Source organism: Alloactinosynnema sp. L-07 (genome assembly GCF_900070365.1).
Classification (GTDB): Bacteria; Actinomycetota; Actinomycetes; order Mycobacteriales; family Pseudonocardiaceae; genus Actinokineospora.
Genome location: NZ_LN850107.1, coordinates 984,310 through 997,441, shown reverse-complemented (window position 1 = coordinate 997,441; position 13,132 = coordinate 984,310). Strand labels below are relative to the sequence as shown.

The 13,132-nt window shown below is 69.5% G+C and carries 11 protein-coding genes; 5 read left to right on the top strand and 6 right to left on the bottom strand.

Annotated elements, in window-relative coordinates:
* Positions 1 to 59: 59 nt before the first annotated feature.
* Positions 60 to 2,195, bottom strand: a complete 2,136-nt coding sequence (locus tag BN1701_RS04855) for a fibronectin type III domain-containing protein (RefSeq protein ID WP_172803184.1) — start codon at positions 2,193 to 2,195, stop codon at positions 60 to 62.
* Positions 2,196 to 2,399: 204 nt separating this feature from the next.
* Between BN1701_RS04855 and BN1701_RS04850 the strand changes: the two genes are divergently transcribed.
* A complete protein-coding gene (locus tag BN1701_RS04850; RefSeq protein ID WP_054055624.1) occupies positions 2,400 to 2,861 on the top strand; it encodes a PaaI family thioesterase in 462 nt (153 codons plus the stop codon).
* Positions 2,862 to 2,865: 4 nt separating this feature from the next.
* Here the strand turns inward: BN1701_RS04850 and BN1701_RS04845 are convergent, their stop codons facing one another.
* From BN1701_RS04845 to BN1701_RS04835, 3 genes are all read right to left on the bottom strand, one after another.
* Positions 2,866 to 3,492 (bottom strand): hypothetical protein, encoded by a 627-nt coding sequence (locus BN1701_RS04845; RefSeq protein ID WP_054045885.1) that lies wholly within the window; start codon positions 3,490 to 3,492, stop codon positions 2,866 to 2,868.
* 102 nt (positions 3,493 to 3,594) lie between these two features.
* Entirely contained in the window at positions 3,595 to 5,922 is a 2,328-nt protein-coding gene (locus BN1701_RS04840) for a glycoside hydrolase family 65 protein (protein WP_157367769.1), read from the bottom strand.
* 289 nt (positions 5,923 to 6,211) lie between these two features.
* The gene (locus tag BN1701_RS04835) at positions 6,212 to 6,943 is read right to left on the bottom strand and encodes an HAD family phosphatase (protein WP_054045881.1); all 732 of its coding nucleotides are present in this window, start codon (positions 6,941 to 6,943) and stop codon (positions 6,212 to 6,214) included.
* An 86-nt stretch (positions 6,944 to 7,029) separates the two neighbouring features.
* On the opposite strand from BN1701_RS04835, the gene BN1701_RS04830 reads away from it, so the two are divergent.
* Positions 7,030 to 7,383 carry a VOC family protein gene (locus BN1701_RS04830; protein WP_054045879.1) on the top strand — a complete coding sequence of 118 codons (354 nt, stop codon included), beginning with the start codon at positions 7,030 to 7,032 and terminating at the stop codon, positions 7,381 to 7,383.
* On the opposite strand, the gene BN1701_RS04825 is transcribed toward BN1701_RS04830, so the two are convergent.
* A complete protein-coding gene (locus BN1701_RS04825) occupies positions 7,380 to 8,933 on the bottom strand; it encodes an AMP-binding protein (protein WP_067520520.1) in 1,554 nt (517 codons plus the stop codon). The genes BN1701_RS04830 and BN1701_RS04825 overlap by 4 nt on opposite strands.
* A complete protein-coding gene (locus BN1701_RS04820; protein WP_082859652.1) occupies positions 8,933 to 9,793 on the bottom strand; it encodes an SDR family NAD(P)-dependent oxidoreductase in 861 nt (286 codons plus the stop codon). The genes BN1701_RS04825 and BN1701_RS04820 overlap by 1 nt, the downstream gene beginning before the upstream one ends.
* 73 nt (positions 9,794 to 9,866) lie before the next feature.
* On the opposite strand from BN1701_RS04820, the gene BN1701_RS04815 reads away from it, so the two are divergent.
* Genes BN1701_RS04815 through BN1701_RS04805 form a run of 3 tightly spaced genes read left to right on the top strand, consistent with a single transcriptional unit; the run spans position 9,867 to position 12,911 of the window.
* Positions 9,867 to 10,454, top strand: a complete 588-nt coding sequence (locus BN1701_RS04815) for a TetR/AcrR family transcriptional regulator (protein WP_054045877.1) — start codon at positions 9,867 to 9,869, stop codon at positions 10,452 to 10,454.
* A 52-nt stretch (positions 10,455 to 10,506) separates the two neighbouring features.
* Complete coding sequence (locus BN1701_RS04810) at positions 10,507 to 11,433, top strand: patatin-like phospholipase family protein (protein ID WP_054045874.1); 927 nt, start codon at positions 10,507 to 10,509, stop codon at positions 11,431 to 11,433.
* On the top strand, positions 11,430 to 12,911 hold the full coding sequence (locus BN1701_RS04805) for an NAD(P)/FAD-dependent oxidoreductase (protein ID WP_054045872.1): 1,482 nt from the start codon (positions 11,430 to 11,432) through the stop codon (positions 12,909 to 12,911). The genes BN1701_RS04810 and BN1701_RS04805 overlap by 4 nt, the downstream gene beginning before the upstream one ends.
* Positions 12,912 to 13,132 lie beyond the last annotated feature (221 nt).

Genomic DNA, 13,132 nt, shown 5'->3' with positions numbered 1-13,132 from the left:
TGCTGCCCGCGCCCCGACCATAACCGACCAGACCCCGCCGAGACCAGCGTGCGGCTGAGTCAGAGCGTGATCGACCAGCGATCCAGTGTGCCAGTGTCACCGGGGCCGTAGTCGGTGATCCGCAGCGACCAGGTGCCCGACGCAGGCGAGTTGACGTTGTTCACGGTGAACGTCTTCTGGCCGCTCCACTGCGTGCACTGGTAGCCGCCGCTGTACTTGACCGGGTACGCCTTGCCGTTCGGGTCGAACAGCGAGATGCCCAGGTCCTCCAGGCAGGTGTGCGCGACGGCGATCACCAGCGTGATGCTGCTGGTGGCCGCGCCTGTCGCCGTCGACGTGATCCGGCTGTAGGTCTGGGTGTAATCGCGGATCGGGTGGTCGGTGTCGTTGGTCAGCGTCCGGCCGCCGCCTGTGCCCGGCGCGGTCTTCACCGTCACCGGCTGGGTCGGCTTGGACTTGTTGCCCGCGGCGTCCTTGGCCTGGATGGTGAACGAGTAGCCGGTGTCGGCGGTCAGACCGGACACCGTCGCGCTCGTGCCCGCGACCGAGGTGGCGAGCGTGGCGCCGTTGAAGACGTCGTAGCCGGTGACCCCGGTGTTGTCGGTCGAGGCGTTCCAGGCCAGCGACACCGTGGTCACGGTGGTGCCGGTCGAGCGCGGGTTGCTCGGGGTGGTCGGCGACTCCTCGTCGCCGCCCGAGCCCGGTTGGGTCCGCGCGGTCACCGAAGCGCTGGCGGGTGAGACGTTGCCCGCGGCGTCCTTCGACTTGACGGTGAAAGTGTAGGCGGTGTCGGCTGTCAGGCCGGACACCGTCGCGTTGAGCCCGGTGACACTGGCCGCCACGGTCGATCCGTTGTAGACGTCGTAGCCGGTGACGGCCACGTTGTCAGTCGAAGCGTCCCAGGCCAGGGCAACAGTGTTGGCCGTGGTGCCGGTGGAGCGCGGGTTGCCGGGCGCGGTCGGCGCCTGGGTGTCGGAGCCACCGCCGGTCACGAGGGTCAGGCCCCACTTGGTCAGCGGCTCGGCGATCGGCTGGAAGATCGACATGTCGGCGTCGCTCGGGTTGGTCACGCACTGGGACGGGCCGCCGTCGTGCAGGCCGGTCGCTTTGGTGCCCAGCAGCCAGCCGCCACCGGAGTCGCCGCCGAGCGAGCAGGCGTCGGTCCACGTCATGTCCTCGATGACGCCGACGCTGCCGCCGTAGTCGACCGCCTTGTGCGTGTACTTGACGACGCCGCACTTCCACTTGGAGGTGTTGCCGGAGTGGCAGACCGCGTCGCCGACCATCGCCTCCTGCTGGCCGGTCACCGTGATCGCGGGCGAGCCCCAGGTGTTGACCGCGGCTGAGAGGGTCCAGCCCGCCTCGGTCACCGCGACCAGGCCCATGTCACCCTCGCGCCCGTTGACGCTGCCGGTGCCGCCCACGTTCGACGTGCCGATCTTGTTCGACTGTCCACTTTGGCCGTAGGCGGGTTGGTTGACGTTGTTGGTGCAGTGCCCGGCGGTCAGGAAGTGCTTGTTGCCAGCCGAGTCCGTCACCGCGAACCCGATCGAGCAGTAGTCCTTCTCCGTGCCCGGCCACCACGGGCTTCCCGGCTGGATGGTGCCCGCCCGCGGCGCGGGCTGGGCGGCCTGCTGCCGGGGCGCGGAGTCCGTCCGGGTGATCCGGACGCCGTCGCCCAGCGCCTTGACCTTGGTCAGGAACGCGTCGGTCGAGGCGGTGGCGGCGGTGGTGTTCACGTTGACGTGCACCACGTTGGCCCGGACGTCGACGCCCCAGCCGAAGACACCGGGTACGCCCGTGCCGACAAGACCGCGCACCGAGCCCAGCAGCCGGTCCAACTCGGCCTGCCCGCGGCCGACGAGCTTGACCTCCGCACCCTCGGCCCGAGCCTGGTCGGCCGCGTCCTCGCTGGTCACCGCCACCGTCAGCTTGCCCGTGGCCGAGTCGAACCAGTGGCCCGCGAGCCGCTTGCTCAGCGACTCGGACAGGGCCTTGTGGACCCGGTGCGCGCGGTCCTGCTGGTCCAACTGGATCCGCGCTTGGTCCGCCGAGATCCCCAGCGCCTCGGCCACACCGCTCACCTGGGCGTCGACCGCGGGCTGTCGCGGCGCGGCGGTCGACTGGCCACCGACTATCAACGCTCCAGCCACTACTGAAAAGCCGCTCACCGCGGCGAAAACCTTGCTGCGCATTCGCATGCGTAAGTCACCTCACCATAAATTTTTGCAGGGTGAGGAAACGGTAGGGCGACACCTCGAATGGGGTAACCGGAAACAGACGTTTCAGAGTTAAGAAATACGCCGACAATTTCAAGGTTAACTCAGGGTTGTGGGAAATCGCCAGAACCGCCGCGGACTACACTCGGGCCGCCTGTCCGAACCGCAAGCGGAGTGACCATGACCGACGACGCCCTGAGCATCCAGCAGCGGCTCTACCCCGACGTGCGCTGCTTCGGCTGCGGCCACGCCAACGACAAGGGCCTGCGCCTGCGCAGCTTCCCGGGCACCGACGGCGTGGCCACCGCGACCTTCACCCCGTGGCCGGAACACGACAACGGCGTCGGCTACCTCAACGGCGGCATCATCTGCACCGTGCTCGACTGCCATAGCGCGGCCGCGGTGCTCTGGGAAGCCGAACAGCGCGGCTGGCCGCCGTTGCCGGGCGCGGCATTGGCATATGTGACCGCCGGATTGCAGGTGCGCTATTTGCGCCCGAGTCCGCTCGACGAGCCGGTGGAATTGCGTGGGTGGGTGACCGAGGCGGGCGAGGCGGAGATGACCGCCGAGGTCGAACTCGTCTGGGACGGCAAAGTCCGCGCGGCCGCCTCCGCCCACTGGAAGCGGTGGCGACCGCGCTAGTGCGTCACTGCTGGCCGCGCCGCCGGTACTCGGCCTCGGCCTGGGCCTCGTCGAATTCGGCCTCGCGCCTGCGTTCGGCCTCGTACTCGACGTTCGTGTCGGACAGCCCAGGCTCGGCATCCTCGATGATGACCTTGTCGCGGACGGTGAACCGGCCTAGGGCGACGCCCGCCAGGAAGAGGATCAGCACGCCCAGCCCGGAGTGGAAGACCAGTTCGGTCACCACCCGGGTGGCCGTGTCGTCCGCGGCCACCTCGCCGGTCGCCGGGGTTCCGTTGTGCCACAACGTGCTCACGACCGGCCCGAGGACGAACCAGGCGCCGCCGACCGCGGCCAGCCAGCCGAACAGGACCCCGCCGCCACGGCTCGCGCTGGCCATCAGGCCTAGCCCGCCGAGCAGCGCGGCCACACCGGGCAGCACGTTGAGCCACAGCCGGTCGGTCGTCATGACCCAGGGTGAGTCGGGTGTGTACGCGAGCGCGAAGTACGGTCCGATGAAGGGGATCACCGCGCCCCACGCTCCCAGCGCGAACACCAGGAGTCCGTTCACCGCGCCCCTTCGCCGCGGTACGTCGGCCACTTCGTGGCGCACCTGAGACCCGCTCAGGCCATAGTCGCCGATGCTTGCCATCGCCTGCTCCCTTCGGGTGAACCACCCCGATGGGATACCCGTTCCGACGGCGACCAATCACCCGTGGGCAATCAATCGGCGCAGAGTGCTCACGGGAAACCATCACCGCCGACGCGGCTCCCGCCCGGCGGGCTGCGTGAGCGGACGCGGCCGCGGCGACGTCGGAATCGGCCGCACCACTGGCTCCCCCGGTCCGATAGTGATCGGCTCGCCGTGGTGCGACACCGCCAGCGGCTCACCGGACACCAGCCGGTACGTCGCCGACGACTGGGTGATCTCCACCTGGATCCGGCTGCCCCGCACATACATCCGGAACGCCACCCGGTGCAGCGCGTCGGGCAGGCGCGGTGCGAAGGCCAGGTTCTCGCCGTGGTCGCGCATGCCGCCCAGGCCCGCGACCACCGCGGTCCACGAACCCGCCAGCGACGCCATGTGCAGGCCGTTGCGGACGTTGTCATGCAGGTCGTGCAGATCGGTGAACGCGGCTTCGGCGAGATAGTCGTAGGCCAGGTCCAGCTGGCCGACCTCGGCGGCGATGACGGCCTGGGTGCCCGCCGACAGCGACGAGTCCCGCACGGTCCTGGCTTCGTAGTACGCGAAGTTCGCCGCCTTCTGCTCAGGGGTGAACGCGTCGCCGCACAGGTGCATCGCCAGCACCAGGTCGGCCTGCTTGACAACCTGCTTGCGGTACAGGTCGAAGTACGGATAGTGCAGCAGCAGTGGGTAGTTCTCCGCGGGCGTCGCGGCGAAGTCCCATTCCTGGTGTTGGGTGAATCCTTCCGACTGCGGGTGCACGCCCAGCAGCTCGTCGAACGGGATGACCATCTGGTCGGCCGCCAGCCGCCACGCGGCGAGTTCGTCGCCCGAGACGTCCAGGCTCATGGCGAGGTCGGGATGTCTGCGGCACGCGGCGATGGCCTCGGTCAGGTTCCGCCGGGCCATCAGGTTGGTGTAGACGTTGTTGTCCACCACCGCCGTGTACTCGTCCGGCCCGGTCACGCCGTCGATGCGGAAGCCGCCGTGCTGGTCGTGGTGGCCCAGCGACGCCCACAGGCGGGCGGTCTCCACCAGCAGATCCACGCCGTAGGACCGGTCGAACTCCTCGTCCCGGGTCGCGGCGATGTAGCGGGCCGTGGCATCGGCGACGGCGGCGCTGACGTGGAACGCGGCGGTCCCGGCAGGCCAGTAGGCCGAGCACTCGGCTCCGTCGATGGAGCGCCACGGGAACGCCGCGCCCTGCTTGCCGAGCACCTTCGCCCGCTCGCGGGCCTGCGGCAGCGTGCCGTGCCGCCAGCGCAGCGCGTCCCGGGCGGCGTCGGGCATGGTGTAGGTCAGGACCGGCAGGACGAACGCCTCGGTGTCCCAGAAGGCGTGTCCGTCGTAGCCCGGCCCCGTGAGCCCCTTCCCCGGAATGGCTCGGCTCTCTCCACGCGCCCCCGCCTGCAGGATGTGGAACAAGGCGAACCGCACGGCCTGCTGCAGCTCGTCGTCGCCGTCGATCTCGACGTCGGCTGCGGTCCAGAAGTCGTGGAGGAAGGCGCGCTGTTCGGCGAGCAGGCCATCCCACCCGGTCTGCCGCGCACCCGCGAGCGCGGCCTCGACCTGCGCGCGCAAGGCCGGGACCGAACGCTTCGCCGACCAGCCGTAGCCGAGGTACTTGACGAGCCGCAGCCTGCCGCCCGCGGGCACGTCGACCGCCGCGGTCAGTCGGGCCAGGTCGCCCTCGGCGGTGATGTCGGTGCGCAGCCCGTCGCCTGCCTCGATCTCATGGTCCATCGCCGCGGCCACCCGCAGGCCCGACTTGCGCGTGTGGTGGACGAGCACCGCGCGCAGCCGGTCGGCCGAGGCGAAGTCGGCGACCAGCGGCGAGCGCAGCGCGGCGGCGACGCGGGGGTCGCGGCCGACGCGCTCGATGGGCTCGTTGGCCAGCAGGTCGGACTGGACCACGAGCTGCATGGCCTCGGCGGGCTCGACCTCATACGAGATCGCCGCGACCGCGCGCTGGGTGAAGGAGACCAAGCGGGTGGAGCGGATCCGCACCCGGCGCCCGGTCGGCGACTCCCAGTCGGTGTCCCTGCTCAGGGTGCCCGCGCGGAAGTCGATGGCGCGCTCGTGGGCGACCGCGCGGCCGTAGCGCACGTCGAGCGGCTCGTCCTCGACCAGCAGCCGGATCACCTTGCCGTCGGTCACGTTGACGACGGTCTGGCCGTCCTCCGGGTAGCCGAAGCCGCTCTCGGCGTACGGCAGGACGTGGGACTCGTAGCAGCCGTTGAGGTAGGTGCCGGGCTTGCCGACCGGCTCACCCTCCTCCAGCGACCCGCGCATCCCGATGTGCCCGTTGGCCAGCGCGAACGTCGACTCGGTGCGATGCAGCTGGTCCACCGCGAGCCCACACCAGCGCAACTCCCACGGCGCGACCTGGTAGCTCATTGGGCCACCTCGCACACTCGGCGGCATTCCCGGGCGCACTGTGACATTGATTCGCTCGCAGGCTCGCTCATCCGGCCACCTCACAAGTTCGGTGGCTCCACTCACGAAGACACTGTGACACTGATTCGCTCGCAAGCTCGCTCAACCGGCCACCTCACAAGTTCGGTGGCTCCACTCACGAAGACACTGTGACACTGATTCGCTCGCAAGCTCGCTCAACCGGCCACCTCACAAGTTCGGTGGCTCCACTCACGAAGACACTGTGACACTGATTCGCTCGCAGGCTCGCTCACGGCGAATCCAACAGTTCGGCCAGGTCGGCGACGACGATGTCGGCGCCGTTGGCCCGCAGCTCGTCGGCCTGGTCGGCACGGTCGACGCCGACGACGAGCCGGAAGTGCCCGGCCTTGCCCGCGGCGACGCCCGCCAACGCGTCCTCGAAGACCGCCGTGGTCGCGGGCGGCACGCCCAAGTCGGCGGCGCCCGCGAGGAAGGAGTCCGGCGCCGGTTTGCCGCGCAGCCCACGCTCGGCGATCACCAAACCGTCGATCCTGGCCTGGACGAAGGGAGTCAGCCCGGCGACGTCGAGGACGTGGGCACCGTTGGCCGACGACGTCACGACACCGATGGCGAGCCCCGCGCCCTTCGCGGCGCGCAGATAGGCCACCGAACCGGGATACGGGGTGACCCCGCGGTCTTCGATGATCCGCAACAGCAGGTGGTTCTTGCGGTTGCCGACCCCGTTGACCGTCTCGTCGCCGGGCGGATCGTCGGGAAGCCCTTCTGGCAGTGTGATTCCCCGTGAGGCGAGGAAGGTGCGCACACCGTCGGTGCGCGGGCGTCCGTCCACATAGGCGGTGTAGTCGTTCGTGCTGAACTCCGCCTCGTGCGGTCCACAGTGGATGATCAGGAAGTCGTCGAAGGTCTGTTTCCACGCGATCTCATGCAAGGCGGCGGTGCTGGTCAACACGCCGTCGAGGTCGAACAGGCAGGCCGTCACGTCGTCGGGCAGTCCGATCACCCACCTCACGCTACCCGCGCTCCCGACCCCTCGCTCGGGTTCCGAACCGAGTCGACCGCTCGGTCGGGTGCCGGCAGGATCAGGGCATGGAACGCGTGCTCGGAATCGGTGGATACTTCATCCGCGCTTCGGACCCGGCCGCTCTGGGTGCCTGGTATCGGAACTGCCTCGGCATCGATGCCGACGAGAACGGCGTCTGGCACCAAGAGGCGGGCCTCACCGTCTTCGCGCCGTTCGAGGCTGGGACCGACTACTTCGGTTCCCGTTCCCAGCAGACCATGCTCAACTTCCGGGTCCGCGACCTGGACGCCATGCTCGCCCAACTCCGCGGCAAGGGCGCCGACGTGGCCGACGAGACCCAGGACATGGAAGGTGTCGGCCGCTTCGGCTGGGTCACCGACCCCGAGGGCAACCGAATCGAGCTTTGGCAGTCCGCCTAGTCGGCGGGCAGGTCCCGGCGCACTACCTTCCCGGTCGGGTTGCGGGGCAGTTCATCGAGAAAGACGAACGAGCGCGGCACCTTGTAGCGGGCCAGATTCGCCTTGACATGCTCGCGCAGGTCGGCCGGGTCGGGCCGGGCGCCCCTGGCCACGACGTAGGCGACCAGTCGCTGGCCGAACTCGGCGTCGTCCGTGCCGACCACGACCGCGTCGGCGATGGCGGGGTGGCGGGTGAGCAGGTCCTCGACCTCCTGGGGGAAGACGTTCTCGCCGCCGGAGACGATCATGTCGTCGGTGCGGCCGTCGACGTGGAGGCGGCCTTCCGCGTCGAAGTGGCCCAGATCGCCGGTGCTCATCAGGCCGTCGGCGATCTCCTTGCCGATCCCGTCGACCAGCAGCGCGCCGCCGACGAAGATCGTTCCAGGCCGACCGGTCGACACCGGGCGCCGCTGCTCATCGAGGACGCGGATCGGCACGCCGAGCGACGGCTTGCCGACGGTCCCCGGGGCGGCGCGCAGGTCGGCCGGGGTGGCGACGCTGGCGATGCCGACCTCGCTGGAGCCGTAGCCGTTGAACAGGACATCGCCGAACTCGGCGAGCAGGCGCTCGGCCAGTTCGGGCCGCAGCGGCGCGGCGCCGGAGAAGACGGTGTGCAGCCGGTCGCGGCGGTAGCGCGCGCGGACGTCGTCGGGCAGGGCGAGGATCCGCTGCAGCATCACGGGAACAGCCGCCAGCAGCGCGCCCCCGTGCCGCTCGACGTCGGCGAGCGTGGTCTCCGGATCGAACCGCCTGCGCAGCACGACGGGCCCGCGCAGGGTCACCGCGATGGCGAGGATGGCCAGGCCGAACCCGTGGAACAGCGGCGGTGCCACCACGAACGCGTCGCCCGCCCGCAGGCTGGTCCGGTCGAGGATGGTCGCGGCCGGGCCGAGCATGGCCAGCGGGTCCGGCCGCCGCGGGGCGCCTTTCGGGGTGCCGGTCGTGCCTGAGGTCAGGATGGTGATCGCCCCGGACCCGCCCCGGCCCGCGCGCGGCGGGTGGGCGGCGATCATCCGGTCCACTTCGGACTCACCCGCGTCGCGCCAGGCGACGACAACGTCCTGATTGCCCAGGTGTGGCAGGAATTCCTCGTCCGCGATCACGAGGTCGGGCCGGGACCGATCGAGGACGGCGGCCAGCTGTGGGCCGGAGAAGTCGGTGTTCAGCAGCAGAACGTCGCTGCCGAGCCTGCCCGCGGCGGCGAGGGCGAGCACGAACCCGCGGTGGTTGCGGCACAGGATCGCGATGTGCGGCCGCTCGGCCCGGTGGGCGAGACCTTCGGCCAGTCGGGCCGCGCCGGAGTCCAGTTCGCCGTAGGTGATCGTGCCCCGGTCGTCGATCACGCCGGGGGCGCCCGAACGGTGCGCAGCGGCGATGCCGATCAAGGTGGCCGGGGACAGGCCGCCGTGCCAGACCGCGCGAACCACGCCAGGGAGATGCCATGGCCGGAACCCGGAGAGCAGGCCACACGATGCCAGCGCGCGGAGGCCGGTGATCACGAGGCCGCCCATCAACGCCTGCTCGCCCGGTAGACCTGCCCGACCGTCCACACCCACGGCAGCCGGGTGACCGCGTCGACCGCCTGCACCGCGCCCGCCCACCATGGGCTGATCTGGGCGGGCTTGCGCACGATGGCGACGCAGACCAGCTCGGCCGCCTCGTCGGCGGTCATCCCCGGGACGTGCTCGAAGATCCGGGTCGGCGCGCTCATCCGGGTTCGGATCAGTGCCATGTAGACAGACGACGTGGAGATGTTGTCAGCGGCCAATTCCAGGGCCGCGCTGCGGAAGAAGATGTCGAACGCTCCTTTGGACGCTTGATAGGCCGCCCACCTCGGCCCCGGCGGCACCCGGACCCCGACCGTCGAGACGTTGACGATGTGGCCCTGCCCGCGTTCGCGCATCGACGGCAGCAGCGCCAGCATCAGCTTGACCGGGCCGAAGTAGTTGATCCCCATGGTGCGCTCGAAGTCGTGGAACCGGTCGTAGGACTGGGCGATCGTCCGGCGGATGGACTTGCCCGCGTTGCTGACCAGCACATCCACGTGCCCGTGCCGTTCCAGCACCGCCTTGGCCAGGTCGTCGACCTCGGCCGGGTTCGTCAAGTCGACCGGGTAGGACTCGGCGCGGCCACCCGCCGCGGTGATGTCGGCGGCGACCGAGTCGAGCTTGTCGCGGGTGCGGGCGACCAGCAGCACGGTGGCGCCCGCCGCGCCCAGGCGTCGGGCCGTGGCCTCGCCCAGGCCGAACGACGCGCCCGTGACCAGCACGATCTTGCCGTTCACCGCCTCCCGCAGCGCCGCGGCGCCCACCCGGCCGTGCGGACTGGCGAGCCAGTTCGCGGCCTTCGACCTAGCCAGCCAAGTGGCCATCGACAACCTCCAGGAGAGTGTTGATATCTGAATAACACCGATTTCTGGATACTGTCAATGCTACGGTTTCGCCATGCCGCGACTCACCCGCGCCGAGAGCCAGGCCCGCAACCGCGAAGCCCTGCTGCTGGCCGCCCGCGAGCTGTTCCTCAGCGACGGCTACCAGGTCACCTCCATCGCCAAGGTGGCCGACATGGCCGGGTTCTCCACCGGCGCGCTGTATTCGAACTTCGACAGCAAGGCCGAGATGGCGCTGCTGGTCCTGCGCGACATCCAGCGCGAACAACTCGACGAACTCACCTCGGTGCTCACCGGCAGACAGACCACCGCGGCCAAGATCGATCAGATCCAAGCCTGGGCGGAGCGGGCGATGGGGACCGGGTGGCCGCGGTTGGAGCTGGAGTTCGCCCTCGACGCGCGGGCCGACAGCTCGCTGATCGCCGCGGAGGCCGAGCGGCAGCGGTCGGCGGTCGACCGGATCGCCGAGGCCATCGCCGCGGATCTCGACACCGACCAGCTGCTCGGGTTCGTGCCGGTCCGCGCGGTGGCCGAAGCGTGCTTCAACCTGGCGATCGGTTGGGCCACCCGCAGGCTCATCGACCCGAACGTGTCCTCGGCCGGACTCTTCGACTTGGCCCGCCTGCTGCTTCGCGCGTCTTGACATACCAGCCGTATTCAAATATCAATGGAATCTCTACGGCGGAGGTGCGGCGGTGCGACGCGGACTGGTCATCGGGTGTGGCGGCACGGTCGGCGGCGCCTGGGAAGTCGGCGCACTGGCCGCGGTCCGCGACGCGCTGGACTGGGAACCCCGCACCGCCGAGGTGATCGTCGGCTCGTCCTCCGGCGCCTCGCTGGCCGCGATGCTCGGCGCGGGGGTCGGGGTCGATGAGCTGGTCGCGGGCCAGCGCGGCTACTTGGCCGCCCGCGAGTCCGTTCGCCGGTTCTTCACCGCTCCCCCGGCTCGATTCCCCCGCGCGCCCCTCGCGCCGCCGACGTCGCTGAAACTGGCCCGAGCCGGTCTGCGGTCGCGGTCCTGGCTGGTCGGCCTGTCCGGCCTGGCGCCCAGGGGCCGCACTGACGCGAGCTTCCTAGACCGCCTGGTCGACGACCTGGCACCCGACGGCTGGGTGGCGCACCCGCGAACCTGGATCGTCACCCTCGACGCGGCGACCGGGCAGCGGGTGGCCTTCGGCAGGCCCGACGCCCCCACGGCCGCGCTGCGGGACGCGGTGCGCGCGTCCTGGGCGGTGCCGGGCTGGTACCCGCCGGTCCCGATCGCGGGCAGGCGCTACCTCGACGGCGGCGTCGGCTCCCCCACGTCGGCCGACCTGGTCGCCGACCTGGGATTGGACGAGGTGGTCGTCATCTCGCCCATGGCCTCGACCGACGGCGCCACCGTGCCCGGGCTGGGCGGACGCGTCGAGGGCCTCCTGCGCCGCTCGATGAGCCGAACCCTGGCCGCCGAGGTCTCGACCCTGCGCGCCGCGGGCACCCGGGTGATCCAGGTGCATCCGACCACCGCGGAACTGGCACGGATGGGCTTCAACTTCATGGACCCGCGCCGCCGCCTGGCCGCGCTCGACGCCGCGCTCACCACTGTCCCAGCCCGCCTGGGCGACCTGGAGGTCAAGCCGTGACACCGCAATACGACGCGATCATCGTGGGCGCAGGCTTCGGCGGCATGGGCGCGGCCATCGAACTCAAGCGGCTCGGCTTCGACAACCTGCTCATCGTCGACCGGGAAGCCGACCTCGGCGGCACCTGGCATGTCAACCGGTACCCCGGCCTCGCGGTCGACATCGCCTCGGTGACGTACTCGTACTCTTTCGAGCCGAACCCCCACTGGTCCCGAATGTTCGCCCCCGGCGCCGAACTCAAGCGTTACGCCGAACACGTCGCGGACAAATACGGCCTACGCCCCCTGATGCGCTTCAACACCACAGTGGACGGTGCCCGCTGGGATGAGGACGCCCAACTCTGGCAAGTCCAACTCCGCGGCGAAGACCCGGTAACCGCAAGGTATTTGCTGACCGCGACCGGATTCCTGTCCCAGCCGAAGATGCCGGACATCCCAGGTATCGACACGTTCGCGGGCAAGGTCGTGCACAGTACGGCTTGGGACCACAACTACGACTTGACCGGCCGCAAGGCGGCGGTCATCGGCACGGGCGCCACCGCCGTCCAACTCATCCCCCAGGTCGCCAAGAAGGTCGCTGAACTGACCGTCTACCAGCGCACCCCGATCTGGGTCACGGCGAAGCCGGATTGGGCCATTCCCCGCCCACTGCGCACACTGTTCACCCGCCTGCCCATCACCCAGCGCATCGCCCGAATGATCAACACCACCGCCCTCGAAGCCCTGATGGTGATTGGCGTCCTCCACTACCGCCAGGCCCCGTTCACCAACAAGGGCGCTGCCCGATTCGCCATGGCCCACCTCCGCAGGCAAGTCAAGGACCCAGAACTGCGCCGCAAACTCACCCCCGACTACTCCTTCGGCTGCAAACGCCCCACCTTCTCCAACGACTATTTCCCCACCTTCAACAAACCCCACGTACACCTGGAGACGACGTCGATCGACCGGGTTGAACCTGATGGAGTCGTGACGACCGACGGCCGCAAGACCGCCATCGACACCCTCCTCCTGGCCACCGGCTTCAACCTCTGGGACGTCAACTTCCCCGCCATCGAGATCATCGGCCGCGACGGTCGAGACCTGGGAAAGTGGTGGCGGGACAACAGGTTCCAGGCCTACGAGGGCGTCACGATCCCCAAGTTCCCCAACCTGATCAGCCTGAACAGCCCGTACTCCTACAGCGGCCTGTCCTACTTCACCACCATCGAAGCGCAGATGAAGCACATGAACCGCCTGTTCACTGAGTTGAAACGACGCGGTGGGACCACTTTTGAGGTCACCGAGGAAGCAAACACCGCTTTCCTCAACCAGGTAACCGAGCGCCTGGAAGACTCGGTCTTCTACCGAGGCGACTGTTCCACCGCCCGCAGCTACTACTTCAACCAACACGGCGAAGCGGCGCTACTCCGTCCAAACTCGACACTCACCACCCACCGCCAGGCCACCCGCTTCCCCTTGTCGGACTACACCTACGCCTAACCACACGCGCAACCACCGGCTTTGTCCTAAGGGGACCGAAGGTCCTTGCTTGAAGGGACCGAAGGTCCCTGCACTTCCCCCTGCACCCTCGTCCTGGCGCACCAACGAGTGCACTCGTCGTGGGGCAGGCGGGGTCGCTCCCCTAGCCCGAGCGTTTAACATTCGATCGACGGCGTCAAGGGCGCCTGCGGCGTCGCTGCGCGATCAGCAAGCTGACCCTT

What these genes read in the sequence shown, in the direction of transcription:
- BN1701_RS04840 (WP_157367769.1), bottom strand. Translation starts at nt 5,922, where the DNA reads ATGAGCTACCAGGTCGCGCCGTGGGAGTTGCGCTGGTGTGGGCTCGCG.
- BN1701_RS04845 (WP_054045885.1), bottom strand. Translation starts at nt 3,492, where the DNA reads ATGGCAAGCATCGGCGACTATGGCCTGAGCGGGTCTCAGGTGCGCCAC.
- BN1701_RS04815 (WP_054045877.1), top strand. Translation starts at nt 9,867, where the DNA reads ATGCCGCGACTCACCCGCGCCGAGAGCCAGGCCCGCAACCGCGAAGCC.
- BN1701_RS04830 (WP_054045879.1), top strand. Translation starts at nt 7,030, where the DNA reads ATGGAACGCGTGCTCGGAATCGGTGGATACTTCATCCGCGCTTCGGAC.
- BN1701_RS04825 (WP_067520520.1), bottom strand. Translation starts at nt 8,933, where the DNA reads ATGGGCGGCCTCGTGATCACCGGCCTCCGCGCGCTGGCATCGTGTGGC.
- BN1701_RS04820 (WP_082859652.1), bottom strand. Translation starts at nt 9,793, where the DNA reads ATGGCCACTTGGCTGGCTAGGTCGAAGGCCGCGAACTGGCTCGCCAGT.
- BN1701_RS04855 (WP_172803184.1), bottom strand. Translation starts at nt 2,195, where the DNA reads ATGCGCAGCAAGGTTTTCGCCGCGGTGAGCGGCTTTTCAGTAGTGGCT.
- BN1701_RS04850 (WP_054055624.1), top strand. Translation starts at nt 2,400, where the DNA reads ATGACCGACGACGCCCTGAGCATCCAGCAGCGGCTCTACCCCGACGTG.